The organism is Alistipes sp. An31A (genome assembly GCF_002159425.1).
Classification (GTDB): domain Bacteria; phylum Bacteroidota; class Bacteroidia; order Bacteroidales; family Rikenellaceae; genus Alistipes; species Alistipes excrementigallinarum.
In genome coordinates, this window is record NZ_NFIO01000001.1 from 1 (window position 1) to 25,385 (window position 25,385).

Below are 25,385 nucleotides of genomic sequence, written 5' to 3' on the forward strand. Positions count from 1 at the left end.
GCCCCCGGCGAGCGGAGCGCCGTCATCCGCGAGCGGGTCATCCGTGCGCGCAGCCTCCAGCGGGAGCGCTTCCGCGGCATCGAGGGGCTCTACACCAACGCGATGATGACCTCCGCCATGCTGCGCGCCTTCTGCCCGCTCGACGCGGCGGCCGAGGCGCTGCTGCTGCGGGCCATGGAGCGGCTCGGACTCTCGGCCCGCGCCTACGACCGGATTCTGAAGGTGGCGCGGACGATTGCCGACCTGGCCGGCGAGGAGCGGATTTCGGCCGCCCATGTGGCCGAGGCCATCAACTACCGCTCGCTCGACCGCGAAAGCTGGGGTCGGTAGCCTTCTGGGGGGGGCGAGGGTGGAGCCTTCACGAAGCGGGGCAAGCCGAGGACCCCGGGCCGGGGAAGCTTGGAATGGAGCCGGGACAGGGAAGCTTGGAATCGAGCCGAACCCGGGGCCGAAGACCCTCGGGCGCAGCCGCGCGAAGGGCGCCGGCGCATCCGCATGCCCGGCGTGAGGAACGGAACAAAAACAATGGAACATGCCGCTGCCGGAGGTCCCTCGGGGCCTCTGACGGCGGCAGCAAACGCAATACGATGAAACGCATTATTCTTTCGGGCGGCGGCACGGGGGGCCATATCTATCCCGCCGTGGCCGTGGCCGAGGCGCTCCGGCGCCGCTTCGGCGAGGAGGTCGAACTGCTCTTCGTCGGCGCCGAGGGCAAGATGGAGATGGAGAAGGTCCCGGCGCTGGGCTACCGCATCGTCGGGCTGCCGATTGCCGGGCTGCAGCGCCGTCTGGAGTGGCACAACCTGCTGGTCCCCTTCAAGGTGCTGCGGAGCATCTGCCAGGCCCGCAACGTCATCCGCTCCTTCGGGGCCGACGTGGTGGTGGGCTTCGGCGGCTATGCGAGCGCGCCGGTGCTGTGGGCCGCCCAGCGCATGGGGGTGCCGACCGTCATCCAGGAGCAGAACTCCTATGCCGGCGTGACGAACAAGATTCTGGCGCGGGGCGCCTGCCGCATCTGCACCGCCTATGAGGGGATGGAGCGCTTCTTCCCCAAAGAGAAAATCGTCCTGACGGGCAACCCGCTCCGCGGCCGCTTCTCGAAGAGCGGCACGCCGCGTGCGGAGGCGCTCGACTACTTCGGCTTCACGCCCGGGCGCAAGGTGGTGCTGGTTGTCGGCGGCTCGCTCGGCACGCGCTCCCTGAACGAGATGATGAAGACGTGGCTGCTCTCGCTCGGCGGGGGCGAGGCCCCGGTTCAGGTCATCTGGCAGACGGGCAAGTACTACGAGCGTGAGATGCAGGCCTTCCTGGCGGCCCACCCCGTACGGGGCATCTGGCAGGGGGCCTTCATCGAGCGGATGGACTACGCCTATGCGGCGGCCGACCTGGTCATCTCGCGCAGCGGCGCCTGCACCGTCTCGGAGCTCTGCTTGGTGGCCAAGCCCGTACTCTTCGTCCCCTCGCCCAACGTGGCCGAGGACCATCAGACGAAGAATGCCCGCGCGCTGGCCGACAAGGGGGCCGCGCTGCTCGTCCCCGACGCCGTCTGCCGCACCGAGGCGATGCCTCGTGCGCTGGAACTGCTGGCCGACGAGGAGGCGCTGCGGCGCATGAGCCGCAACATCGAGGCACTGGCCCGTCCCGACGCGGCCGAGCGCATCGTCGATGAAATTGTGCGGGTGATGAAGCGGTAGCGGGCCCGCACAAGGAGGGTGACGCGCCCGTACAAGGAGGGTGACGCATCCGCACAACGGGTGACGCACGTTGAAATGATAAGAGAGACTATGGAGTTCGACAACATCTATTTTCTGGGCATCGGGGGCATCGGCATGAGCGCCCTGGCCCGTTACTTCATCCACGAGGGGAAGCGCGTGGCGGGTTACGACCGCACGGAGTCGCCCCTCACGCGCCGTCTTGCCGAAGAGGGCGCGCTGATTCACTACGAGGAGGACGTGCGGGCGATTCCCGCCGAGTTCCTCCGTCCCGAGCGGACGATGGTGGTCTACACGCCGGCCATCCCGGCCGACCACGCCGAGCTGCGCTACTTTGCCGACCACGGCTTCCGCATCGAGAAGCGTTCGCAGATGCTGGGCCATCTGACGCAGGGCAAGTATGTGATGGCCGTGGCGGGCACCCACGGCAAGACGACCACCACGACGCTCGTCGCATGGCTCAACCGTCACCTGACGGGGGGCGGCAGCGCCTTCCTGGGGGGCATCTCGAAGAATTTCGACGGCAACCTCGTGCTGGGCGACGGACCGCGCCTGGCGGTCGAGGCCGACGAGTTCGACCGCTCGTTCCTGCGGTTGTGGCCCGACGTGGCGGTGGTCACCTCGGCCGATGCCGACCACCTCGACATCTATGGCACGCACGAGGCCGTCAAGGAGGCCTTCTCGCAGTTCGTCCGTCAGATTCGGCCGGGCGGGAGCCTCGTCATCAAGCAGGGGGTCGACATCCTGCTCGACAACCCCGACATCACGGTCTACCGCTACGCCTACGATACGCCGTGCGATTTCTACGCCCGCAACATCCGCCTCATCGGCGGCGGCCACTACAGCTACGACGTGGTGACGCCCGACGGCGTGGTCGAGCAGTGCACGCTTGGCGTGCCGGGGTGGGTCAACATCGAGAATTCGGTGGCGGCCGTCGCCGCGGTCTGGTGCGCCGCGCACCACGAGGGGCAGAGCCTCGACGCCGCACGGGTGCGTGAGGCGCTCGCATCGTTCTCGGGGGTGAAGCGCCGTTTCGAGTTCTACATCAACACGCCGCGCCAGGTCTACATGGACGACTACGCCCACCATCCGCGCGAGCTGGCCGCAACGCTCACCTCCGTGCGGCAGATGTTCCCCGGACGGAGGGTGACGGCGCTCTTCCAGCCCCACCTCTACACCCGTACGCGCGACTTCTACGTCGAGTTCGCCGAGGCGCTGTCGCATGCCGACGAGGTGGTGCTGCTGCCGATTTACCCGGCCCGCGAGGAGCCGATTCCCGGCGTGACGAGCGAGCTGATTGCCGAGCGCGTGACGGTGCCCTGCCGCATCGTCGAGCGCAGCGAGCTGGCGCGGACCGTCGCCGCGATGGATACCGACGTGGTGGTGAGCTTCGGTGCGGGCAACATCGACGCCTGCTGCGAGGCCATCGCCGAGGCCCTGCGCCCCAAGGCCTGAAAGGCCCTGCCCCGGGTCCGCCCGGCCGGGGGAGGAGGAGAAAAAAGGCCCGGACACCCGACGAACGCCCCCGCGGAATGCCCCCGACAAGTGCACCCGATAAGTGCGCCCGGCGGGTCCGCCCTTAGACAAGAGACCATAACCGATAAACAACCCGTAAAGAAGAGAGCCGACACACGATGTCCCGCCCGCTCAAATACCTGACAGCAGCCCTTCTGTGGGCAGCAGTCGCCGGATACATCATCTGGTCGGCCGCGGCGGCGCACCGCCAGCGCGCCGCGCGCGAGGTGACGCGGCTGGTGGTCGACGTGCGCGACAGCACCTCGCAGGGCCATCTGGTCTCGACGGCGCAGGTCCGCTCGTGGATTGGCCGCAGCGGCCTGAAGACCGTCGGCGCGAAGGTCGGCGAGGTGGATTTGCGCGGCATCGAGCGGCTGATTGCCGACAACGGCTTCGTGAGCCGCGTCGACGCCTACGTCCGCTACGACGGAACGCTGCACGTCGACATCCGCCAGCGGCGCCCGCTGCTGCGGATGCTGACCGACGGCTGGAACTCCTACGTCACGCAGGAGGGCTTCGCCTTCGCCGCACCGCGCTCCTCGTCGCTCTACGTGCCGGTGGTGACGGGCAGCTACCGCCCGCCCTTCCCCGCCTCCTATTCGGGACCGGTGCGCGACTATGTCGACGGCCGCATCGAGGAGATTGACCGCCGCATCGAGGAGCTCGAGCGCGAGAAGTACCCCTACTTCCGCCGCGAGCTGCAGAACGACGAGAACATCCGCGCGCTGCGCCGCATGCGCATCAAGCGGCGCTGGTGGCGCTTCGAGAGCGAAAAGGAGTTCGAAGAGCGGGTCGAGAAGCTGCGCAGCCACAAGGCCGATTTGCGGCGCAGCTACCGCTACGAGGCACGCCTTGTGCAGGAGGGGATTGAGGCCGTTGCGGCACGTCAGGAGGCCGAGCGCCGCAAACAAAAAAAGTTGGAGAAAAGCTACGAAGATTTCACGAAACTCCTTACCTTTGTAGAGTTCCTCGAAGAGGATGATTTCTGGAGGTCGGAGGTGGTTCAGATTGTGGCCCACACGGCCCCCAGCGGCGCATTGGAGGTGGAGCTCATCCCGCGCAGCGGCCGCTTTCGGATTCTCTTCGGGCGCATCGAGCGGGTCGACGAGAAGTTCGATTTGCTTGCGGATTTCTACCGCCGCGGACTGGGCCGGCTCGGTTGGGACGAGTTCGCAACGGTGAGTGTCCAGTACAGGGGTCGCGTGGTCTGCCGGAAGTAGCGGCCGGCGACGCGCTCCGCACATGAGGGAGATAACTATATTTGGATAAATAAACGTGGAAAGGAAGAGTTATACGGTCGCTGTCGATTTGGGTACGTCGAACGTCGTGGTCACCGTCGGCAGCCGCAATGCCGAAGGCGCGCTCGACGTGGAGTGCGTCGTGTCGAAACCCGTCGAAGGGGTCAGGGCCGGTAAAATCGAGAATATCGAACTGGTGAGCAATGCCATCCGCGAGGCGGTCTCGGAGGTCGAGGCGCGCCTGGGGCTCCGCATCAGCGAAGCCTATGCGGGCCTCTCGGGCGACTTCGTGCGCTGTGCGCGCCATACGGACCACGTCTTTGTCCTCGACCCCCAGAACGGCGTCTGCCAGCGCGACGTCGAGGCGCTCTTCGACCGCATGCGCAACGTCCAGGCGCCCGACGACGAGACCATCATGGAGCGTGTGCCCCAGAACTACGTGGTCGACGACAACCAGGAGGTGAAGAACCCCGTGGGGTCGTTCGGACGCAAGCTCTCGTCGACGTTCAACTTCATCCTCTGCCTGAAGACCCCCATGCAGCGGCTCGACATGGCGCTCAAGCGTCTGGGCATCCGCATGGCGGGTGTCTTCTCCAATGCGCTGGTCACCCCCGAAGCGGTGCTCACCCCCGAGGAGAAGGAGGAGGGCGTGGCGGTGGTCGACGTGGGCGGCGGCGTGACCGACGTGACGGTCTACTACCACAACGTGGTGCGCTACATCGCCTGCATCCCGATGGGTGCTACGGCCATCAACCGCGACATCCGGACGATGGGTGTCCCCGAGCGGCTGGTCGAGAGCCTCAAGCTGCGCTACGGCTCGGCGGTGGCCGAACTGGCGCCCGAAGACAAGCTCGTCCGCGTGAACGGCCGCACGGCCCGCGACGCGAAGGATATTCTGCTGCGCAACCTGGCTACGGTCATCGAGGCGCGCGCTACCGATATTGCTGAGTTCGTTGCCCAGGAAATCAAGGACTCGGGTTATGCCGACCGCCTGGCCTGCGGCATCGTCCTGACGGGCGGTTCGGCCCGGCTCAAGGACCTCGACGAGCTCTTCCGCCGCGTCACGCGGATGGATGTGCGCGTCGCGCTGCCCGAGGCGGGCATCACCGCCGAATCGAAGGAGCATGTGGCCGACCCGGCCTTCTCGACGGCCGTGGGCATTCTGCTCAAGGGCTCCCAGACGGGCGCCTGCGCCGTGGTTGAGATGCCGGCGTCGCACCGCACCGCACCGCAGCCTCAGCCGCAGCCCGCAGCCTCTTCCGAAGCGGCGGCGCCCCGCACCGAGCCCTCGGCCCGGCAGCCGCTGCGCACCATGCCGCGGCCGCAGCCGGCGCCGCATCCCTACCATGCGCCGCAGTCTGCATCGCACTCCGTTGCGGCGGAGCCTGCACCGGCCGAGACCGAGCCGCAGCAGCCCCGTCACGACGAGGAGGAGCCGCAGCAGGAACCCCGTCGTCGCCGCGGCGGTCTGGGCTCGCTGCTGCAGGGTGCTCTCAAGAAAATCAACGAGAGCTTCGGCGGCCCCGAGGACGAGGATATCTGACGCCCGCGTGCGGAGGGTACCGGCGTGGATAGGGCGACAAGGCCTGAGTGCGCCGGGACCACGGGTAAGGCGGGAGCCGGGAGCACAGGAGCCGGGAGCACAGGAGCCGGGAGCGACGAAGCCGGGAAGCATCCGGGGAAGTGCAGTGTAGATAAGGCGGCGGAGCCGGGGTGCGTCCGGAGACCACAGGTAAGGCGGAAGCCGGGGAGTGACGCAGCCGGGGAGCATCCGGGGAAGCGCAGAGTAGATAAGGCGGCGGAACCGGGCCGGAGGCCTGAAGCAAGAGAGAGTTGGACGGCTGTGCCGCGAAGGCGTGCGGCTGTCGAGTTTTTGACCAAAGAGAGAGTTACGAAACGATATGACTGACGATTTGATGTCCGAAATCAAGGCTACGAGGACGGACGGCTCGATAATCATGGTGGTGGGCGTCGGCGGTGCCGGCGGCAATGCCGTGAATCACATGTGGAACCTGGGTATCAAGGGTGTCGACTTCATGGTCTGCAACACGGACCAGCAGGCGCTCGACAAGAGCCCCGTGGAGAAGAAAATCCGCCTCGGCAGCGAGGGCCTCGGCGCCGGCAACGACCCCGAGAACGGCCGCAAGGCTGCCGTCGAGACGCTGCCCGAAATCAAGCAGTACCTCGAGGAGTCGGGCACGCGGATGATTTTCATCACCGCCGGCATGGGCGGCGGCACCGGTACGGGCGCCTCGCCCGTCATCGCCAAGCTGACCAAGGAGATGGGGCTGCTCACGGTGGCCATCGTCACCTCGCCGCTGGCCGTCGAGGGGCGCATCCGCTACGACCAGGCCTACCGCGGCATCGAGGAGCTGCGCCGCAACGTCGACTCGCTGCTGATTATCAACAACGAGAACATCCTCGAAATCTACGGACGCCTCTCGCTCAAGCAGGCCTTCGGCAAGGCCGACGACATCCTGGCCTCGGCCGCCAAGGGCATCGCCGAAATCATCACGGTCGAGAGCGACCTGGTGAACGTCGACTTCGCCGATGTCTCGAAGGTGATGCGCGACAGCGGCCGCGCCCACATGAGCGTCGCCACGGCCGAGGGCGAGAACCGCGCCGAGGCGGTGGCCGAAGCGTCGCTGCGCTCGCCGCTGCTCGACCACAACCTCATCTCGGGTGCGAAGAACATCCTGCTCAACATCTCGGTGGCCAATGCCGAGGAGCTCATGTACGAGGAGGTGGTTCGGATTCTGGAGTACATCCAGATGCACGCCACGGTGGAGGACCAGGACGGCACGGTCCACAACGCCAACATCATCTGGGGAACGAGCGAGAAGCCGCAGCTGGGCAACGCCATCGAGCTGGTGGTGGTCGCCACGGGCTTCGACAACGACGACGAGGAGCACGGCATGTCGCCCGTGCCGCCCCGCCGCACGGCGCAGACGCTGCGCGAGAAGCAGGCGGCCGAATCGGAGCTCATCCCCATCAAGCCGGCCGCGGCGGCTGCCGAGACGCAGCGCGTGCATCCCGAGCAGGTGGTGCTGGGGGCCAAGTCGACCCGTTACAGCAACATCGAGGCGTTGCTGAGCCGCCCCGCCTACCAGACCCGCAACTCGAAGTTCGTCGTCCAGGTCTCGGGCGGCCGCAAGGAGGTGTTGCGCGACGATGCGTCGGAGAACGCACACCGCCAGGAGCCGCACGGCGGGTCGCTCTTCGACTGAGCCACCGATGGGGGAGGCGCCCTCCATGTGCGGAGGCCCCTTCCGATATCATACTAACACACGCAAACTTTGGAAACCGGTTCCTGGATAGCATTCAACGGAGTGACGACGCATACCGTCGTGCTGTGCATCGTCTCGCTCTGTCTGCTGATGGTCTCTGCGCTCGTGTCGGGTGCCGAGACCTCTTTTTTCTCGCTCTCGCACAACGACGTGCGCCGCATCCGCGAGCGCCGCTCGGCTTCGAGCGAAGGGGTGTTCAAACTGCTGGGCAACGTCGAACTGCTGCTGGCCACGATTCTGGTGGTCAACAACCTGGTCAACATCTGCATCGTCATCCTGACGTCGAACGTCATCGACGCCACCTTCACCTTCCTGCGCTTCGAGTTCCTCTTCAAGAGCGTGCTGGTGACCTTCCTGCTGCTGCTCTTCGGCGAGATTCTCCCCAAGGTCTTCGCTCAGACGGTGCCGGTGCGCTTCGCCTGCTTCGCGGCGCGTCCGCTGCTGGTGCTGCGCTGGATTTTCTACCCGCTCTCCTACATTCTGGTCCGCACGAGCAGCCGCATCAGCGAGAAGGCGGCCCACCGCAGCGAGCTCTCGCTGGACGAGCTGGCCGATGCCGTCGACATGACGCAGAGCTCCTCGCCCGAGGAGCACGAGATGCTCTCGGGCATCGTCAACTTCGCCAATACCGAGGTGCAGGAAATCATGAAGCCGCGCGTCGACATCACGGCCATCGAGATTACGGAGGGCTACGAGCACGTCAAGCGGGTCATCATCGAGTCGGGCTTCTCGCGCATCCCGGTCTACGAGGACGAGGTGGACAACATCCGCGGCACGCTCTACGTCAAGGACCTGCTCCCCTACATCAACCACGGCGACGACTTTGCCTGGCAGCGCCTCATCCGCAAGGCCTACTTCGTCCCCGAGCACAAGAAAATCAACGACCTGCTGGCCGAGTTCCAGAGCAACAAGGTCCACATGGCCATCGTGGTCGACGAGTACGGCTCGACGCTCGGTCTGGTCTCTCTGGAGGATATCATCGAGGAGATTGTGGGCGAAATCTCGGACGAGAGCGATACGGTCGAGAGCTTCTATACGCGGCTCGACGCCAAGAACTACCTCTTCGACGGCAAGACCCACATCGGGGACTTCGAGCGGGTGCTCGAGTTGGAGGAGGACCTCTTCTCCGACGTCAAGGGCGAGGCCGAGACGCTGGCGGGGCTGATGCTGGAGCTCAGGCGTGACTTCCCGCGCAAGGGCGACAGCTTCACGACGCACGACATCCGCTTCACGGTGCAGGAGGTCGAGGGGCACCGCATCGACAAGATTCTCGTGACGCTGCCATGACGACCCCCTCCGGCGCGAGGCCCCATCCGGCCATGACCTCCTCTTCTGACGCTACGCCCGCGCCCGTCAAGACAACCTCCTCCGACGCGGCGATGCCTTCCGATACGACAGCCTCTTCTGCAGCGGCACCCTCTTCTGCAGCGGCACCCCATTCAGCCGTTGCTCCCGGGAAGCTTTTGCTCTCCGAGCCGCTTGCGGCGGCCGAGACCGACCTCTGGACTACGGAGGAGGAGCGCGCCGAGGCGGCCCGCTTCGGCTCCGCGCGGCGCCGGAGCGAATACCTCACCTGGCGGACGCTGGTGCGCCGCGAGCTGGGACGCGACGCCGTGATTGGCTACAACGGGGTGGGGGCTCCGGTGGTCACCTCGCCCGAGGGGTACTTCATCGGGGTGTCGCACTGCCGTGAGCGGGTTGCCGTCTGCATCTCGCGGCAGCGGTGTGCCGTCGACATCGAGTCGGTGTCGCGTAACTTCGGCGCGGCGCTTGCCCGCTGCATGACCCCCCGGGAGCGGACGCTCTCGACGGACGAACGGCTCGGTGCGGCGCTCTGGTGCGCCAAGGAGGCGCTCTACAAGTATGCCGGGCGACGCGAACTGGAGCTGCAGCGCGACGTGCAGGTGCTCGGGGTCGACTTTGAAGCGGGGCGTATCGTAGGGCGCATCTGCGGCGGAGAGCCGCTCGAGCTGCAGCTGCGCTGCATCGACGACTGCGTGGTTGTCTGGCGCTGCTGAGGCGCTCTTCCCGGACATTTTTCGGGGTTCACACCATTTCTATTCCTCTCTTCCCTTTTCTATTTTCCGTACTTTTCCGTACTTTTCCGTACTTTTCCGTACTTTTCCGTACTTTTCCGTTCTTCTCTGTTCTTCTCTGTTCTTCTCTGTTTCGCTCCGCTCTGTCTTCCGCTTTGTCTTCCCTCCCTGTTCCACTCTTTCTCTCCTGTTCTTCCCCCGTCTCCCCCCCAGTAGCTTTACACCTCCCTTGTGTGACGGGCAGTTCCCTTTTTGCGGCTGTTTCCGGGGTCGTTTTTTTGGCTACCCCTCATTTCCGTCCCCTCCCCTCTTATCCTTCTTTGCCGGCTCCATTGTTGTATGTATCTGTAATTTAATCTGTAAATGTTTTTCGAGCCGCGTAGCCTTTCAAGGTTTGTGCACGATTGCAGTTAGTTTATTCAAAAAATTTAGATATTTAATAAATATTTTGAATAAAATTCTTGCACATTTCCTTTCCGTGCATTACTTTTGCACCCGTCATAAATGATAAAATATTTTAAGAATTAATTAAAATTATTTAGTTAGTTATGAGGGCAAGGATTAATCAGTGGGTACGCACCGCTTTGATTATGTTGGGTGAGAGCATTCGTCTGCGCGAGATGTAATCGCCTGTTTTTTACTGAAAAATTACTGACAAATGAATAGGTCCGGCTCGCAGAGCCGGATTTTTTTGTGCCCGGCGCGGGGCGGGTCCCGGTGTCGGCGGGGTGGTTCGAGGCGTTGGGATGGTGTGGGGGCCGTTGTGCGGCGGTGGGGAAGTGTCTTGAATGGCGCTGGCGAGTTGCGGCGGAATGTTGGAGCGTTGGGTCCCGGCGGTGAGGTGAGGCAGTGCCCGGCGCGTGGCGGGTTCCGGTGTCGGCGGGATTGTCCGAGGCGTCGGGACGGTGGAACCGTTGTGCGGCGGCAGGGGTGTGCCTTGAATGAGGCGGGCGAGTTGCGACGGGGAGTTGGAGCATTGGGGCCCGGCGGCGAGGCGTGGCCCGGTGTCGGCGGGGGGCCGAGGTGTCGGGACGATGTGGGGTCGGTGTTCGGCGGCAGGGGAGTGTCTTGAATGGCACGGGAGCGTTGCGACGGGGAGTTGGAGCGTTGGGGCCCGGCGCTGGTAAGGTGGTCCGAGGCGTCGGGACGGAGTGGGGCTGCGTGCGGCGGCGGGGAAGTGTCTTGAATGGCGCTGGCGAATTGCGTTGGAGCGTTGGGGCCCGGCGCTGGTGGGGTTGTCCGAGGCGTCGAGACGGTGGGGAATATGTATGCCGAGGTGTTGCGGTGGTTGTGCCTGCTCTGCGGAAGGGTAGGTGACTGTACGTGGCGGCCGGGGTTGTGCTGCTGCGGCATGCTGTCGTGCGGATAAAACAGGAGAGCCCTGCCGGTTATCCGGCAGGGCTCCCTTGCGGTTGTTGCGCACGGTGGCGGGTCAGAGTCCGAGCTTCTTGCGAATATCCTTCGGCAGCGCCTGCTTGTTGACCATAATCGAGGTGGTCTTGTAGGCTACGAAGGGGCGCGAGAAGTACCAGAAGCCGTCGTAGGGCGGCACCGTGTTCCACGAATTCTGCACCTTGTAGTAGCTGTTGCCCGCCTGGTCCTTGGCCGTGCCGACAATCACCATGCCGTGGTCGTCGGTCGTCTCGAAGTTGTCGAAGGCCGTCTGGCGCAGCTCCTGCGTGATGGTGAGCTCCTTGCCCGGCTTGTCGAACTTGTAGAGCGCAGCCTCCTTCTCGCGGTCGGTCAGCTTGCCCCACTTCTCGGCCTCGGTGCCGCTCATGCTCTCGAGGTCGGCCTCGGGAACGATGCCGATGCCCTTGGTGCGGCTGAAGCCCTTCTCGCTCACGTCGGTGCCCCACGATACGGTGTAGCCCTCGTCGAGCGCATGGTCGATGACCTGCATCATCTCGTCGAGCGGGAGGTTGTAGGCCTGGCCCCACATCCAGTTGTCGGGCACCTCGATGATGAAGGGCTCGTAGAAGGGGTGGTGCGTGAAGGAGGTGATGTCGATGTAGTTGTCAAACTCGATGGGGAGCGACGCGGCGAACGTCTCGGGCGTGTACTCCTTGCCCTCGTAGGTGAAGCGCTCGGGCATCGGGCCGAAGTAGGCGTCAAGCAGGGCGTTGAAGCCGCGCTTCCAGGCCGTCGAGAGGGCCTTGTTGCTCTGTTCGTTGGCCTTCAGCACGGCGTCGAGGTAGCTCTTCAGCACGAGCGAGAGTTCGTGGAAGTCGGCCTTGGGCGTGCCGTAGTTGAAGCCCGGATAGACCTCGAAGGGGACGATGCCGTGGGCCTTGATGCCCTCCGTCACGTCGCGCGAGGCGCCTCCCTCGGCGAAGTTGATGGTGCCGTGCATGCGGATGTACTTCTCGGCCTTGTCCATGAACGAGTGGCGGACAATCCACATCTCCGAGAGGTGCATCTCGGGGCCGCCGGCCTTGAGGATTTCACTCTCGAGGAAGGTCATCGTCGAGTAGCACCAACAGGTGCCGCTGCGGCTCTGGTCCTTGACGGGGGTCGTGCGCAGCACCTTGAGGTCGGTGAAGCGGTAGCCCGAGGCGGTGTCGGCCGCTGTGGGCGTCTGCGCTCCGGCCGTGAGGGCCCCGCAGAGCGCGATGAGGGTCAGAAGTTTCTTCATGATACGGTTTTTGGGTTTGTGAATATTCGTTTTCCTATTTCGGCGCTACGGCCGGCTGCTACTTCTTCGAGTGGGCGATGATGTCGCGGCACTCCTCGAGCGTCAGCTCCTCGGGGTTGCGCCCCTTGGGGATGCGGTAGTTCTTCCCCTTGTAGGCGATGTAGGGTCCGTAGCGGCCGTTCTTGACCAGCAGCTCTGGCTCCTCGTCGAAGCTCTTGAGCGGGGTGTGGGCCGCAGCGGCGGCAGCCTGCTGGGCGCGAATCAGCTCGACGGCCCGCTCGTAGGTGATGGTGTAGGGGTCGTCGCCGCGCTGCAGCGAGGCGAAGCTCTTGCCGTAGCGCACGTAGGGCCCGTACTTGCCGATGCCCACCATGAGCGTCTCGCCGTCGAGTACGCCCACGTTGCGGGGCAGCGAGAAGAGTTCGAGCGCCTCCTCGAGCGTAATCGACTCGATGAGCTGACCCTTCTTCAGGGAGGCGTAGCGGCTCTTTTCACCCGCGGCACCCTCAATCTCGACCATCGGGCCGTAGCGGCCGATGCGCGCCTTGACCACGTGGCCCGTCGTGGGGTCGGTGCCCAGGATGCGCGTCATGTTCGACTTGTCGCTCTGCGTCCCCATCGCCTTGTCGACCATCTGGTGGAAGGGACCGTAGAAGTTCTCTATCATCTTCTCCCACGTGATGTCGCCCTCGGCGATGCGGTCGAACTCCTTCTCGACGTTGGCCGTGAAGTTGTAATCCATGATGGGGCTGAACTGCGCCTCGAGGTAGTCGTTGACCACCATGCCGATGTCGGTGGGCTGGAGGCGGTTCTTCTCCTTGCCGAAGTTCTCCGTGAGGCTCTTCTCCGAGATGCGCCCGTCGGCGAGCGTGAGCTGCGTGTAGGTGCGCTTCTGCCCCTCCTTGCTCTGCTTGACCACGTAGCCGCGGTTGATAATCGTGGTGATGGTCGGCGCGTAGGTCGACGGACGGCCGATGCCCAGCTCCTCGAGCCGCTTGACCAGCGAGGCCTCGTTGTAGCGGGCCGGGGCCTGCGTGAAGCGCTCCGTGGCGGTAATCTGTTGGGCAAGCAGCCGGTCGCCCTTCGCCATCTTCGGCAGAAGGCCCTCGCCGCTCTGCTCGCTCTGCTCGTCGTCCGTCGATTCGGAGTAGAGGCGCAGGAAGCCGTCGAAGCGAATCACCTCGCCCGTGGCGACGAACTGCTGCTGCGAGCCCGACATGTCGATGACAATCGTCGTGCGGTCGAGCTCGGCGCAGACCATCTGCGAGGCGACCGTGCGCTTCCAAATCAGGTCGTAGAGCCGCTTCTCGGCCGGTGTGCCCTCAATCGTCTGGCGGTCGATGTACGATGGACGGATGGCCTCGTGGGCCTCCTGGGCCCCCTTGGTCTTGGTCTTGTAGTTGTACCAGCGCGAGTACTTCTCGCCGTAGAGCTTGATGACCTCCTCCTTGCACTGGGCCAGCGCCTGCTGCGAGAGGTTGACCGAGTCGGTACGCATGTAGGTGATGAGACCCTGCTCGTAGAGGTGCTGCGCCACGGACATCGTCTGCGAGACGCTCATGCCCAGCTTGCGGCCCGCCTCCTGCTGGAGCGTCGAGGTGGTGAACGGCGGCGCCGGGAAGCGCTGTGCGGGCTTCTCCTCGGCGCGGGCCACCGTGAAGGTGGAGTCGATGCAGCTGCGCAGGAACGCCTCGGCCTCCTCGCGCGTCTCGAAGCGCGACGAGAGCTCGGCCTTGAAGAGCGTCTTGTCGGGGTCGTCGGCGGCGTGGAACTGCGCCACGACGCGGTAGTAGGGGGTCGAATGGAAGGCGATGATTTCGCGCTCGCGCTCCACGAGCAGCCGTACGGCAACGCTCTGCACGCGGCCCGCCGAGAGCGCCGGCCGCACCTTCTTCCACAGCACGGGCGAGAGCTCGAAGCCCACCAGACGGTCCAGAATGCGGCGCGCCTGCTGGGCGTTGACCAGATTCATGTTGACCGTGCGCGGGTGCTCGATGGCGTCGAGAATCGCCCGCTTGGTGATTTCGTGGAATACGATGCGCTTGGTTTGGTCCACGGGGAGACCCAACACTTCGGTCAGGTGCCATGCGATGGCCTCTCCTTCGCGGTCTTCATCGGATGCGAGCCAGACGGTCTTGGTCTTCTGCGAGAGCTTCCGCAGCTCGTCGACCACCTTCTTCTTGTCGCTCGGTATTTCGTAGACGGGCTTGAACCCCTCCGAGATGTTGATGCCGAGGTCCTTCTTGGCCAGGTCGCGGATGTGTCCGAAACTCGATTTGACGACGTAGTCCTTGCCGAGGAACTTCTCGATGGTTTTGGCCTTGGCCGGGGACTCGACGATTACTAAATTTTCCTGCATGTTCTGTATCTCTCTGTCCTAAAACGCGAAAACCTAAGTATCGCACTTAGGTTGTCCGCGGTCGGTATTTTCTTTTTCCTGCTTGGTTGCTTGTTCTGCACCTTCGTTTACTTGAGCATCGTGTAGGTCAAATCGAGCCGGATGGGGGCCGTGTTCTGACCGTCGTTCTCGCCCTGGATGACCGCGTGGGTCGGCGTGAAGAGCGAGTAGGCTTCGGGACCTATGTAGAACGAGCGCTTCTCGATGTTGTCCCAGTCGATGCGGCTCCAGTTCTCCTCCGAGGTGAGCTCGTCGTAGGAGAGGCGCTCGAATCCCAGGCGCTTCTTCTCCTTCATGTAGCTGTTCCACAGCTCCTGCAGATGGGCCGAGATGTCGAGCACGTAGCAGCCGCGGCTGCGGTTGATGTAGCCGCCGTAGGAGAGCGTCGAGCTGTACTGCTGCTCGTAGGCGTAGGCGTAGTCCGAGATGCCCGAGAGCTTCTTGAAGTTGGTATAGGAGCCCAGACGCTCCATCGAGCGGTCCATCTCGTCGATGAGCGAGCTGAGGTTGGGGATGCTCTGCCAGTCGTAGTCGCTGTCGGTGAAGTAGATGGACATCTTCGCCTGGCTGACGCCCATGTTGGTGTACCAGAGCGCCGGGTCCTTGCGCTGCGCAAGCTCGTTCTCCCGCTGGCGCACGGCCTCCAGCTCCTTGAAGAACTCCTCGGTGAAGGTCAGCTCCGAGAGGACGCCGCCCATGCCGTCGACAAAGATGCGGCGGTTCTCGGGACGCGCCTCGTTCGTCTCGACCGCGTCGTCGAGGTTGATGCGCAAATCGCCGCTGACGGTCGCCTTGCTGTAGTCGCGACGGATGGTGTTGACCGAGAGGTTGCCCGCCTTGGATTGCTCGTCGTAGAAGTAGAAGACCAGTCCGATGGTATCCTTGATGAGCGTCGGGTCGCTCTCCAGACGGTTACGTCCGTAGATTGAGAGTCCGGTCGATTCGAGCTTCGTCGTATAGACGGCGCCGCCCGAGGTGGCATCCTCCTTGGGGATGATGTAGAGCCCCTTGAACTCCTCGATGAACTGCTCGATGCTGTCGAGGCTGTAGACCGAGTAGTCGTCCTTGTACTTGCCCTCCTGCAGCATCAGACGCCGCACGAAGGCGCGCCCCTCGTCGGTGGCCGTCATCGTCACGGCGGTGGTCGCCGGGCCGGTCTTCTTCCCGTCGGGGAAGGTGAACTCGAAGAGCGGCTTCGAGTCGGCCGAGATGATGCCCTCCTTTACGGGGTCGAAGTTGAGGTAGTAGTTCGAGTCGCGCTCGCTCTTCCCCTCGCCCAGAGGCTTTTCGGTGATGTACTTGTTGCTCAGCACCTCGTAGACGTAGTAGGTCTGGGGCTGGAGCGTGTCGCCCGTGTAGCTGCTGATGCCGAGCATGATTTGCGCCGAGTCGAAAATCGGCCGGTAGCCGAAGTATCCCGAGTCGACGGCGTAGTAGCTCACGTACTGCGAGAGGAAGCCCGCCGTACGCAGTCCGAACGTGTCGCTGAGCATCGTACCCATGTAGCCCGAGCCGAGATTCGACGAGATAATCGAATCGGTCTGGTAGAGGCGCGTTTCGAAGTATTTGTTGGGGTTGAATTCTCCGTTGGCAAGACGCCCGCCGAGGGTCGTGAAGCCCGCCTTCAACTCCTGGTTTTCGGGAATGAGGTTCGAGCCCAGCGTGTCGTCCACCTTCGTGCAACCTGCAAAAGTCATCGCTCCGGCGGCGGCCACGACGGCCAGGCTCCGGAGCACACGGCTGAGGTTATTGGAGTGCTTCATAGAATCGGTTGTAATTGTCGAAAAAGTCTGCCTCGTCGGGCGACTGGTACTCGAGCAGGGGTTTCCCGCTGCGGCGGGCCAGTTCGACGACCGCGGCATCCGCTCCTGCGGAGCCGACGACCACACCGTCGGCATACTTCATAACGAAGCGGCAGAGATTTTCGTATGACGGGGCCTCGAGAATCGACAGATTTTTGTCCTTGACCCCTTCGTGGGCGATTTTCGTACGGAACTCACGCTCCAGTTCACCGGGGAAGCTGTCGTCGTAGAGCGAGACGACAATCTTCACATCTCTGAAGATGGGGTCGTCGGCGAAGATTCGCTTCAGATAGACCGGCACCACGCTCGCGAGCCAGCCGTGGCAGTGGACCACCGTGGGGGTCCAGCGCAGCTTCTTGACCGTCTCGAGCACGCCGCGGGCGAAGAAGATGGCCCGTTCGTCGTTGTCGGCGAAGTAGTTGCCGTCGGCATCCTTGAGCACCGCCTTGCGGGCGAAGTAGTCGTCGTTGTCGATGAAGTAGATTTGCACGCGTGCCGAGGGTATCGAGGCGACCTTGATGATGAGCTGGTGGTCGTTGTCGTCGATGATGAGGTTCATGCCCGAGAGGCGGATTACCTCGTGCAGCTGGTGCCGCCGTTCGTTGATGCACCCGTAGCGAGGCATGAACGTGCGGATTTCATTCCCGCGTTCCTGCATTGCCTGCGAAAGCATGCGGCACAGCTTCGCCTCCTCCGTTTCGGGCAGATAGGGGGCGATTTCCTGACACACGTACAGAATCTTTGATGCCATGACAGACTGTTTTCGGTGAATGGCACCCTGCCTCGGGTGAGCGTCGGCCCGGCGATGCAGGGATGCGTCCGTGCAAAGATACGAAAAATTTCTTAAAGAATCAGCATCGCGTCGCCGTAGGTGCCGAAGCGATAGCCCTCCTGCTTGGCCACCTTGTAGGCGTTCATGACGGTGTCGTAGCCGCCGAAGGCCGCCACCATCATCAGCTGCGTGGAGTAGGGCAGGTGGAAGTTCGAGACCATGGCGTCGGCCACCGTGAAGTCGTAGGGGTAGAAGATGAACTTGTTGGTCCACCCCTCCATGGGCTTGATCATGCCGTTGGTCGAGACGGCCGTCTCGAGCGTGCGCATCACCGTCGTGCCGATGGAGACCACCTTGTGGCCGCTGCGCTTGGCGTTGTTGACCGCCTCGGCCGCCTCCTCCGTGACGAAGAACTGCTCGGAATCCATCTTGTGCTTCGAGAGGTCCTCGACGTCGACCGTGCGGAAGTTGCCCAGACCCACGTGGAGCGTGATGAAGGCGCTGTCGACCCCCTTGATTTCCATGCGCTTCATCAGGTGCTTCGAGAAGTGCATGCCGGCCGTCGGGGCAGCCACGGCCCCTTCGTGGCGGGCGAAGATGGTCTGGTAGCGCTCGGCATCCTCGGGCTCGACCTTTTCGCGCACCCAGCGCGGCAGGGGCGTCTCGCCCAGCTTGAAGAGCGCCGCCTTGAACTCGTCGTAGGAGCCGTCGAAGAGGAAGCGCAGCGTGCGGCCGCGCGAGGTGGTGTTGTCGATGACCTCGGCCACCAGCAGGTCGTCGTCGCCGAAGTAGAGCTTGTTGCCGATGCGGATTTTGCGCGCCGGGTCGACCAGCACGTCCCACAGCCGCAGCTCGCGGTTGAGCTCGCGCAGCAGGAAGATTTCGATTTCGGCCCCCGTCTTCTCCTTGTTGCCGTAGAGGCGGGCCGGGAAGACCTTCGTGTCGTTGAAGACGAAGAGGTCCTTCTCCTCGAAGTAGTCGAGAATATCCTTGAAGATGCGGTGCTCGATGGTACCCTTCGAGCGGTTGATGACCATCAGCCGCGCCTCGTCACGGTTCTCCGCCGGATATTTGGCCAGCATGTCGGGGCTGAAGTCGTAGCCGTATTGCGAAAGTTTCATGATATGTTGAGAAATTTGACTTTTCGACGCTTGAAACAACAAACAATCAGTATTTTTCTATACGTGGAAAAGTCTTTTTTGTTTCAATTTCCGAGAGTTTTTTCATAAAATCGTCGAGCTGCCACGCCTCGTCGGCCGTAAAACCGCCGCTGCGCGTGCGGCGCAGCGAGGTCAGATGGGCGCCGCTGTGGAGCTCCTCGCCGATTTCGCGGGCCAGCGAGCGGATGTAGGTCCCCTTGCTGCAGCGCACGCGGATGCGGATGCGGGGCAGGTCGTACTCCTCGAGCCGCAGCTCGTAGATGGTGATGAGCGCCTGGCGCAGCGCCACTTCCTCGCCGGCGCGGGCCAGTTCGTAGGCGCGCGTCCCCTCGATTTTCTTGGCCGAGTAGAGGGGCGGCGTCTGGAGCCGTTCGCCCGTGAGGGCGGCGAGCGCCTGCTCGACCCCCTCGCGCGTGATGTGGTCGATGGGGTAGGTCTGGTCGACGGGGTGCTCGAGGTCGTAGCTCGGGGTGGTGGCCCCCAGCATCACGTCGGCCACATACTCCTTCTCCTCGGCCTGCAGGGCGTCGACCTGCTTGGTGGCGCGGCCGATGCAGACCAGCAGGATGCCCGTGGCCAGCGGGTCGAGCGTTCCGGCATGGCCCACCTTGATTTTGCGGTAGCCAGCGCGGCGCAGGGCGAACTTCACCTTGCGCACCACGTCGGTCGAGGTCCAGCGCAGCGGCTTGTCGATGACGGCGATGTACCCCTCCTCGAAGTTTACATCGCGCAGGTCGTGTTGCGGCGTCATGCGTGGAGCGTGTAGCTGAGGATGGAGACGATGCCGGCGGCGGCGCAGTAGAGTGCGAACCAGATGAGCTTGCCGCGCTTGACGATTCCAATCATGAAGCGGCAGGCGAGCCATCCCGAGATGAAGGCGGCCAGGAAGCCGCAGAGCATCGGCACGGTGCCGATGCCGGCCGACAGCTCCCCCTTTGCGGCCTCGAGCAGCACCTCGCCCATGATGGGGGCCAGCACCATGAGGAACGAGAACTGGGCCACGGCGGCCTTGCGGTTGCCCAGCAGCAGGCCGGTGGCAATCGTCGAGCCCGAGCGCGAGAGTCCGGGCATGGCGGCGCAGGCCTGCGCCACGCCGATGAGCAGGGCGTCGCGGTAGGAAATCCGCTCCTTGGGGCGCGGCTTGGCGTAGTAGGCGAAGGCGAGCAGGGCGGCCGTCAGCAACAGCATGGCCCCCACGATGGCCAGGATGGCGGGCGAGCCGAGCAGCGCGTCGAGCTGCTCCTTGAAGAGGAAGCCCACGATGCCGATGGGGAGCATCGAGAGGAGGAGCTTGAGCACGTAGGCCTGCTCCTCGTTGAAGCGGCGCGAGAAGAGCCCCCGCATGAGGCGGACAATTTCGTGCCAGAAGACGACGATGGTGCTCAGCACCGTAGCGGCGTGGAGCGTGACGTCGAACGAGAGGTTCTCCTCCAGCTCGACGCCCAGCAGCTCCTTGGCAATCTGAAGGTGGCCGCTGCTCGAGACGGGGAGGAATTCGGTGATGCCCTGCACGATTCCGAGCAGGATGGCTTGCAGTGTATCCATTGTTTCTATAGGCTTTTTGTCGTTGTGCGGAGGCGCCGCGCCGGGACGGGTCACTGGGGCCGGGGCGCAGCGACGCGAGCGACCGTCGGGCGGGTTTATTCGTTGCGGAAGCGCTTCATGATGGCGAAGATTTCGATGACGAATCCTCCGACAACCAGAATCGGGGCCAGCGTGATGCGCCGCCACGAGAACATGGCGTAGTTGAATTCGTCGGGCGAGTCGCTGCCGCCGCCTGCCATGAGGATGAACCCCAGAAGGATGACGGCGAAGCCGACGGCCAGCAGGATGTAGTTGCGCCGTGTGAGGGGCATGCGGGGGTCGCTCTGCTCCGAAGGCGTTTTGTGCTCTTTTTTCATCGGTGAATCGGTATCAGTAAAGATATATCTTGTTGGACTTCATGTTGACGAACTTGTTGAGGGCCACCAGCGTGAAGAGGAGCGAGATGACCACGCCCCCCAGCAGCATCGCGCCGACGATGATGGCGATTTTGGTCGCCTCGGCGATGGTCAGCAGCTCGGGCACCGCCTCGTTCAGCCCGTAGACCGTGGCGGCGAAGAGCAGCGAGGCGACCACTCCGGCAACGAGCCCCTGGGTGACGCTGCTGGCCAGGAAGGGCTTCATGATGAACCACTTGGTGGCGCCGACGAGCTTCATCGTGTTGATGAGGTAGCGTTTCGAGAAGATGGCCAGCCGGATGGTGTTGTTGAGCAGGATGAGCGAGATGACGAGCAGCGCGCCGCCGAAGAGCAGCAGCACCAGCCGTATCTTGCCCACCGTGGCGTGCATCTGTCGGGCCACCTGCGCCGGGTAGGAGACGCACTCCACCCCTTCGAGCGCCTCCGTGCGGGCGATGAAGGCGTCGAGCTGCTCCTCGTCCGACGAGCCGGCCGTGAGGGTCAGCTCGAAGGAGTCGCGCAGGGGGTTCTCGCCCAGCAGCTCCTCGAACTCGCTGGCGAACATCTTGCGGAACTCGGCATCCTCAATCTTCTCCTCCTTCGACGAGAAGGCGATGGTGGCCACCAGCTCTTCGGCCGTCAGCGTGCGGTTGATGGCCTCGCGCTCCTCCTCCGAGAGTCCGTTGCGCAGTTCGACCGTCACGGCGATGCTCCGCTGCAGCGTGTCGGCCATCTTCATGGCGGCGACCATCAGGTATCCCACCGACCCCAGCAAAAAGAGGACCAGCGCCACGCTGACGGTCGATACGATGTATGAATTGCGGACTTTCCGCTTGAGTCTCTTGTCGTCTTTCATCTCTTGTCTCCGATTTGCCGGCCGACCCTGCGGCCCCGACCGGCGTTTTTCCAGCATTTTTCCAGGTTGCCTCCTGCACTGCAACTTCCCGAAGCCTCTCGGTGGCTTTTTCCGGCGGTTTTCCGGTGGCTTTCCGTGGCACCCGACCACTCTTCGCAGTCACCTTTGGTCTCCTGTGGCTTTCCGCGGCTCCCCGGCGGCAGTCCGGTTATTTCCTCCGCCCGCCGCATCCCGGCATATTTCCCCCGGCCGCCCTGCCTGGTCGTTCCCCGGTTGTCCTGTCCGGGCGGACTATTCGCCCTTCTGCCCCTTTTGAGATTTGGGCCCGTCGGGCTGCTCCGTGTCGGTGCCGGCAACCTTCCGGCGGCGCAGCGAGAGGAGGAGCGCCGCGACGGCTCCCAGAAGGATAAGCGCCGAGCAGATGCCCGTCACCGTCTCGGCCGCACCCCAGCCCGGGGCGCGGAAACGCCACTCGACGGTGTGGTCGCCCTCCGGGAGCAGCATGGCCCGCAGCAGGTAGTCGGCCCGGAAGTAGGGGGCCTCCTGCCCGTCGACGAAGGCACGCCAGCCCTTGTCGTAGTAGATTTCCGAGAAGAGAGCCATCGCCTCCCGGGGGGCGCTGTATTCATAGACGAGGCGGTTGGGCCGGTACTCCGTCAGGGTGATGCGCGCCGTGGCGAGGGAGTCCTCCTTCGCGGGCCGGAATCCCTGCATCGCCTCCCGTGCCGATTCCGCCACGACGGCCGTCGTGCGGAGGTTGACCTGCCCCAGCAGCTCAATCTCCTCGCGGGGCGTGGAGGCCTCGAGAAGGCTGTCGACGAACCATGCGGCGCCGAAGGCCGTCGTGCGGCGCACGATCTGCGGGGTGCCGTCGTCGCCCGGGACGATTAGATAGCGCGTGTTGAGCATGTCGAGCACCTGCTCGTCGCCGTTGGAGAGGTAGCGGTCGATGAGGTCCTGGTAGCGGGAGAGCTTGGCGCCGTGGTAGCCGCCCACCGAGCGGTGGAAGTAGGAGGTCGTGGCGTCGTTGAAGGGGCTTACCGTGAGGTTGAAGACCCGGTATCCGGGCTCACCCTTGTCGGCCAGTATCTCCTTGTCGGCCGCCGTGGGTACAATCTGCTGGCGGCGGGCCGGCACGAAGTTCTCGTCGGAGAGGAAGCGGCGGTCGACCGGCAGCAGGTCGGCGACCACCACCACGCCCAGCAGCGCCACCAGCGCCCCGCGCCGGATGCGCCCGAAGGCATAGAGCGCCACGCATCCGGCCGCCAGCACCACGAAGAGCAGCGAACGCCACGCGTCGGCGCTCATCATCCGGGCCCGTTCGGCCGCCATGGCGGCACCCGCCGCCTCGCCCCACTCGACGTCGGCACCGCGGTCGATGTACTCCTGCATGCCGTTGGCCTGGAAGATGTGGTGGAACTGGTCGGTCATGAAGGTCGTGCTCTCCGTGCGGCCGAAGTCGAAGAGCGACCCGCCGCCCAGCGCCAGTACCAGGCAGAGGCCGCCCGTGATGCCGGCCGACCAGCCCAGCGCCCGCAACAGCCTGCGGCGCGGCACCTCGCCCCGCCACAGCGGCATGAGCGCCAGCGCGCCCAGCAGCGGCACGGCCCACTGCACGATAACCAGAATCATCGTCACGGTGCGGAACTTGTCGTATCCGGGCAGGTATTTGAACGCCAGTTGGGTGAGTCCCATGAAGTTGTGGCCCCAGGCGAGCAGCAGCGCCGCCACGCTGGCCGCCACGAGCCACCACTTGTTGCGGCCGCTGGCCAGGGCGATGCCCAGCGCGGCGAGCATCAGCGCCGCGGCGCCGAGGTAGGTGGGGCCTCCCGTGTAGGGCTGCTCGCCCCAGTAGGCGGGCAGCTGTTCGGCGGCGCCGCGCAGTCCGTAGTCGTTCAATACGGCCGCCACTTCGCCGTCGGACGAGAAGCCGGTGGCCGAGTCGCGCCCCATGAAGTCGGGCACGAGCAGGTTGAAGCTCTCGGCGCGGCCGTAGCTCCACGCCGTGGCATACTCCAGGTCGAGGCCGCGGGAGGTCTCCTCGCCCGCCTCGGCGAGCTCCGAGCCGCCGCGCGTGGTCTCCTTCGAGTGCTGGAGCGTGTACCAGAGGGGCGAGAAGTTGGAGCCGGCGGCCAGAATTCCCGCTGCGGCCAGCACCGCCGTGCGGCGGGCGAACGAGGCGAGGTGGCGCTGCCGGAGCGCAACGATGCCCTCCGAGAGCCAGAAGAGCCCCATCGCCAGCAGGAAGTAGTAGGTAATCTGGGGGTGGTTGGCGCCGATTTCGAGCGAGGCGGCCAGCGCCGTCAGCGCGCCGCCGACCCACATGTTGCCCCGCAGGGTTATCCACGCGCCGCCCATCATCAGCGGTGCGTAGACCACGGCCCACATCTTGGTGATGTGGCCCGCGCCGATGCTCAGCAGGAAGTAGGTTGAGAGTCCGTAGGCCAGCGCCGGGACGATGCCCACCCAGGGGTTGACGCCGAACATGAGGAGCATGAGCCACATGGCCACCATCGAGAAGAAGAGCAGCGAGGCGGGGATGTCCATGATTTTCGAGATGCGGCCGACGCTCTGCTTGACCAGCTGGGCCGGATAGGCCACGTTAATCAGGTAGGCGGGCATGCCGCCGAACATGCCTCCGGTCCACTGCGGGTCCTCGCCCGTCTGGGTGCGCGTGCGCTCGATGTCGCTGTTCATGCCCCGGTACTGGAGCACGTCGTGCTGGGGCAGCACCTCGCCCCGGAACTGGGGCGCGAAGTAGAAGATGCTCACCACCAGAAAGAGCAGCAGGGCCGCTGCCGGGGCCATCCATCGGGCCTTCGTATCGTTCGGAAAATTCATCGTTTCAGTGGTTAACCGACTGCCAAAGGTACGAAAAAACATTTACTCACGCGTCGTTGTGGCGAAAAATAACTATCTTTGCGAAGCAAAAGAGTATCCGTTTATGATAACACTCGATATAATCCGCAAACCCGTGGCGGCCGACCTGGAGGAGTTTGATGCGTTTGTGGCCCGGCAGTTTACGGCAGAAGGGGATTTGCTCGAAGAGATGTTGCGCTATGCGCTTTCGTCGCGCGGCAAGGGGATTCGCCCCACGCTGGTGATGCTCTCGGCGGCGATGAATGCGCCCGTGAAGACGGAACGTCTGGGGCCGCGCGTCTCGCTGGCGGCGATGCTTGTGGAGATGATTCACGTGGCGTCGCTCATCCACGACGACGTCATCGACGAGTCGGCCGAGCGCCGCGGACGGGCCTCGGTCAACGCCCGCTGGCAGTCGCGCAAGGCGGTGCTGCTGGGTGACTACATCCTGGCCCGTAATATGAACATAGGTCTTTCGAGCGGTCAGTTCGACCTGGTGACCCACGTCTGCAACTCAATTACGGCGCTCTGCGAAGGGGAGATTTTCCAGAGCGACTGCGCCGAGAAGCAGAACACCACGCGGCAGAGCTACCTCGAAATCATCCATAAGAAGACGGCCAGCCTGCTCGGAACGAGCGCTTCGGTCGGTGCGCTGGCCGTGCGTGCGCCCCGCGAACGGGTGGAGCTTATGCGCAGCTTCGGCGAGGCGCTGGGCATGGCCTTCCAGATTCAGGACGACATCCTCGACTTCTCGCCGTCGGCCCGCACCGGCAAGCCCTCGAACAACGACCTGCGCGAGGGCAAAATCACGCTGCCGCTGCTCGACGTGCTCGAGCGTGTCGACGCGGAGCGCCGCAGCGAGCTGCTGGAGCGTCTGGCCCGCTGCCACGAGGACGAGGAGTCGGTGGCGCTGCTCCAGCGTACGGTGGTCGAGGAGGGTGGCCTCGAGGCTGCGGCCCGCGTGATGCAGGGATACCTCCGGCGGGCCCTCGACCTGCTCTCGACCTACGAGGATTCGCCCGCCCGTACGGCGCTGGCCAACCTCTGCGCCTACGTCGCCGAGCGCGACCGCTGAGCCGCTGCCGGGGGGCGAAGGAGCCGGAGAACCCGGGGCCGGAAGTGCGGCCGGGAGAGCAAGGAGCCGGAAAACCCGGGCCGGAAGAGCGAAAGAGTCG

18 protein-coding genes and 1 pseudogene are annotated in these 25,385 nt (G+C 64.3%); 9 read left to right on the forward strand and 10 right to left on the reverse strand.

Annotated features, from left to right (window positions below):
- From B5F90_RS00005 to B5F90_RS00040, 8 genes and pseudogenes are all read left to right on the forward strand, one after another.
- Nucleotides 1-330 (forward strand): annotated as a pseudogene (locus B5F90_RS00005) (magnesium chelatase); the annotation flags it as partial.
- A 257-nt stretch (nt 331-587) separates the two neighbouring features.
- A complete protein-coding gene (gene murG, locus B5F90_RS00010) occupies nt 588-1,694 on the forward strand; it encodes an undecaprenyldiphospho-muramoylpentapeptide beta-N-acetylglucosaminyltransferase (RefSeq protein WP_087359616.1) in 1,107 nt (368 codons plus the stop codon).
- A 90-nt stretch (nt 1,695-1,784) separates the two neighbouring features.
- Complete coding sequence (murC, locus tag B5F90_RS00015) at nt 1,785-3,167, forward strand: UDP-N-acetylmuramate--L-alanine ligase (protein WP_087359619.1); 1,383 nt, start codon at nt 1,785-1,787, stop codon at nt 3,165-3,167.
- 179 nt (nt 3,168-3,346) lie between these two features.
- Nucleotides 3,347-4,447 carry a hypothetical protein gene (locus tag B5F90_RS00020; RefSeq protein WP_087359622.1) on the forward strand — a complete coding sequence of 367 codons (1,101 nt, stop codon included), beginning with the start codon at nt 3,347-3,349 and terminating at the stop codon, nt 4,445-4,447.
- A 55-nt stretch (nt 4,448-4,502) separates the two neighbouring features.
- The gene (gene ftsA / locus B5F90_RS00025; RefSeq protein ID WP_087359625.1) at nt 4,503-6,008 is read left to right on the forward strand and encodes a cell division protein FtsA; all 1,506 of its coding nucleotides are present in this window, start codon (nt 4,503-4,505) and stop codon (nt 6,006-6,008) included.
- Nucleotides 6,009-6,366: 358 nt separating this feature from the next.
- A complete protein-coding gene (gene ftsZ / locus B5F90_RS00030) occupies nt 6,367-7,692 on the forward strand; it encodes a cell division protein FtsZ (RefSeq protein WP_087359627.1) in 1,326 nt (441 codons plus the stop codon).
- Nucleotides 7,693-7,761: 69 nt separating this feature from the next.
- The gene (gene gldE / locus B5F90_RS00035; protein WP_087359630.1) at nt 7,762-9,039 is read left to right on the forward strand and encodes a gliding motility-associated protein GldE; all 1,278 of its coding nucleotides are present in this window, start codon (nt 7,762-7,764) and stop codon (nt 9,037-9,039) included.
- Nucleotides 9,036-9,770: a 4'-phosphopantetheinyl transferase superfamily protein gene (locus tag B5F90_RS00040; RefSeq protein ID WP_239307710.1), complete on the forward strand. Its 735-nt coding sequence runs from the start codon at nt 9,036-9,038 to the stop codon at nt 9,768-9,770. The genes gldE and B5F90_RS00040 overlap by 4 nt, the downstream gene beginning before the upstream one ends.
- Nucleotides 9,771-11,220: 1,450 nt before the next feature.
- On the opposite strand, the gene B5F90_RS00045 is transcribed toward B5F90_RS00040, so the two are convergent.
- The 10 genes from B5F90_RS00045 to B5F90_RS00090 form a co-directional block, all read right to left on the reverse strand.
- Entirely contained in the window at nt 11,221-12,423 is a 1,203-nt protein-coding gene (locus tag B5F90_RS00045) for a C1 family peptidase (RefSeq protein WP_087359636.1), read from the reverse strand.
- Nucleotides 12,424-12,481: 58 nt separating this feature from the next.
- Nucleotides 12,482-14,782, reverse strand: coding sequence for a type I DNA topoisomerase (gene topA / locus B5F90_RS00050; RefSeq protein WP_087359638.1), 2,301 nt, complete (start codon nt 14,780-14,782; stop codon nt 12,482-12,484).
- 107 nt (nt 14,783-14,889) lie between these two features.
- A complete protein-coding gene (locus B5F90_RS00055) occupies nt 14,890-16,584 on the reverse strand; it encodes a DUF4270 family protein (protein ID WP_087359642.1) in 1,695 nt (564 codons plus the stop codon).
- Nucleotides 16,568-17,374, reverse strand: a complete 807-nt coding sequence (locus tag B5F90_RS00060) for a glycogen/starch synthase (RefSeq protein ID WP_087359644.1) — start codon at nt 17,372-17,374, stop codon at nt 16,568-16,570. The genes B5F90_RS00055 and B5F90_RS00060 overlap by 17 nt, the downstream gene beginning before the upstream one ends.
- A 92-nt stretch (nt 17,375-17,466) precedes the next feature.
- Nucleotides 17,467-18,516: a tRNA preQ1(34) S-adenosylmethionine ribosyltransferase-isomerase QueA gene (queA, locus tag B5F90_RS00065; RefSeq protein WP_087359647.1), complete on the reverse strand. Its 1,050-nt coding sequence runs from the start codon at nt 18,514-18,516 to the stop codon at nt 17,467-17,469.
- Between the two features lie 46 nt (nt 18,517-18,562).
- The gene (truB, locus tag B5F90_RS00070) at nt 18,563-19,306 is read right to left on the reverse strand and encodes a tRNA pseudouridine(55) synthase TruB (RefSeq protein ID WP_087359650.1); all 744 of its coding nucleotides are present in this window, start codon (nt 19,304-19,306) and stop codon (nt 18,563-18,565) included.
- Nucleotides 19,303-20,100 carry an undecaprenyl-diphosphate phosphatase gene (locus B5F90_RS00075; protein WP_087359653.1) on the reverse strand — a complete coding sequence of 266 codons (798 nt, stop codon included), beginning with the start codon at nt 20,098-20,100 and terminating at the stop codon, nt 19,303-19,305. Before B5F90_RS00075 ends, truB begins: the two co-directional genes overlap by 4 nt.
- Before the next feature lie 95 nt (nt 20,101-20,195).
- Entirely contained in the window at nt 20,196-20,456 is a 261-nt protein-coding gene (locus B5F90_RS00080) for a DUF3098 domain-containing protein (protein ID WP_087359656.1), read from the reverse strand.
- Nucleotides 20,457-20,469: 13 nt separating this feature from the next.
- Nucleotides 20,470-21,351 (reverse strand): permease-like cell division protein FtsX, encoded by an 882-nt coding sequence (locus tag B5F90_RS00085; protein WP_087359659.1) that lies wholly within the window; start codon nt 21,349-21,351, stop codon nt 20,470-20,472.
- 291 nt (nt 21,352-21,642) lie between these two features.
- The gene (locus B5F90_RS00090) at nt 21,643-24,192 is read right to left on the reverse strand and encodes a YfhO family protein (protein ID WP_143256063.1); all 2,550 of its coding nucleotides are present in this window, start codon (nt 24,190-24,192) and stop codon (nt 21,643-21,645) included.
- Between the two features lie 103 nt (nt 24,193-24,295).
- Here B5F90_RS00090 and B5F90_RS00095 point away from each other — a divergent pair, with 103 nt between their 5' ends.
- The gene (locus tag B5F90_RS00095; RefSeq protein ID WP_087359662.1) at nt 24,296-25,285 is read left to right on the forward strand and encodes a polyprenyl synthetase family protein; all 990 of its coding nucleotides are present in this window, start codon (nt 24,296-24,298) and stop codon (nt 25,283-25,285) included.
- The last annotated feature ends 100 nt before the right edge of the window (nt 25,286-25,385 follow it).

What these genes read in the sequence shown, in the direction of transcription:
- B5F90_RS00075 (WP_087359653.1), bottom strand. Translation starts at nt 20,100, where the DNA reads ATGGATACACTGCAAGCCATCCTGCTCGGAATCGTGCAGGGCATCACC.
- B5F90_RS00055 (WP_087359642.1), bottom strand. Translation starts at nt 16,584, where the DNA reads ATGAAGCACTCCAATAACCTCAGCCGTGTGCTCCGGAGCCTGGCCGTC.
- ftsZ (WP_087359627.1), top strand. Translation starts at nt 6,367, where the DNA reads ATGACTGACGATTTGATGTCCGAAATCAAGGCTACGAGGACGGACGGC.
- B5F90_RS00095 (WP_087359662.1), top strand. Translation starts at nt 24,296, where the DNA reads ATGATAACACTCGATATAATCCGCAAACCCGTGGCGGCCGACCTGGAG.
- truB (WP_087359650.1), bottom strand. Translation starts at nt 19,306, where the DNA reads ATGACGCCGCAACACGACCTGCGCGATGTAAACTTCGAGGAGGGGTAC.
- queA (WP_087359647.1), bottom strand. Translation starts at nt 18,516, where the DNA reads ATGAAACTTTCGCAATACGGCTACGACTTCAGCCCCGACATGCTGGCC.
- B5F90_RS00020 (WP_087359622.1), top strand. Translation starts at nt 3,347, where the DNA reads ATGTCCCGCCCGCTCAAATACCTGACAGCAGCCCTTCTGTGGGCAGCA.
- murC (WP_087359619.1), top strand. Translation starts at nt 1,785, where the DNA reads ATGGAGTTCGACAACATCTATTTTCTGGGCATCGGGGGCATCGGCATG.
- murG (WP_087359616.1), top strand. Translation starts at nt 588, where the DNA reads ATGAAACGCATTATTCTTTCGGGCGGCGGCACGGGGGGCCATATCTAT.
- B5F90_RS00080 (WP_087359656.1), bottom strand. Translation starts at nt 20,456, where the DNA reads ATGAAAAAAGAGCACAAAACGCCTTCGGAGCAGAGCGACCCCCGCATG.
- B5F90_RS00040 (WP_239307710.1), top strand. Translation starts at nt 9,036, where the DNA reads ATGACGACCCCCTCCGGCGCGAGGCCCCATCCGGCCATGACCTCCTCT.
- B5F90_RS00090 (WP_143256063.1), bottom strand. Translation starts at nt 24,192, where the DNA reads ATGAATTTTCCGAACGATACGAAGGCCCGATGGATGGCCCCGGCAGCG.
- topA (WP_087359638.1), bottom strand. Translation starts at nt 14,782, where the DNA reads ATGCAGGAAAATTTAGTAATCGTCGAGTCCCCGGCCAAGGCCAAAACC.
- B5F90_RS00045 (WP_087359636.1), bottom strand. Translation starts at nt 12,423, where the DNA reads ATGAAGAAACTTCTGACCCTCATCGCGCTCTGCGGGGCCCTCACGGCC.
- B5F90_RS00060 (WP_087359644.1), bottom strand. Translation starts at nt 17,374, where the DNA reads ATGGCATCAAAGATTCTGTACGTGTGTCAGGAAATCGCCCCCTATCTG.
- B5F90_RS00085 (WP_087359659.1), bottom strand. Translation starts at nt 21,351, where the DNA reads ATGAAAGACGACAAGAGACTCAAGCGGAAAGTCCGCAATTCATACATC.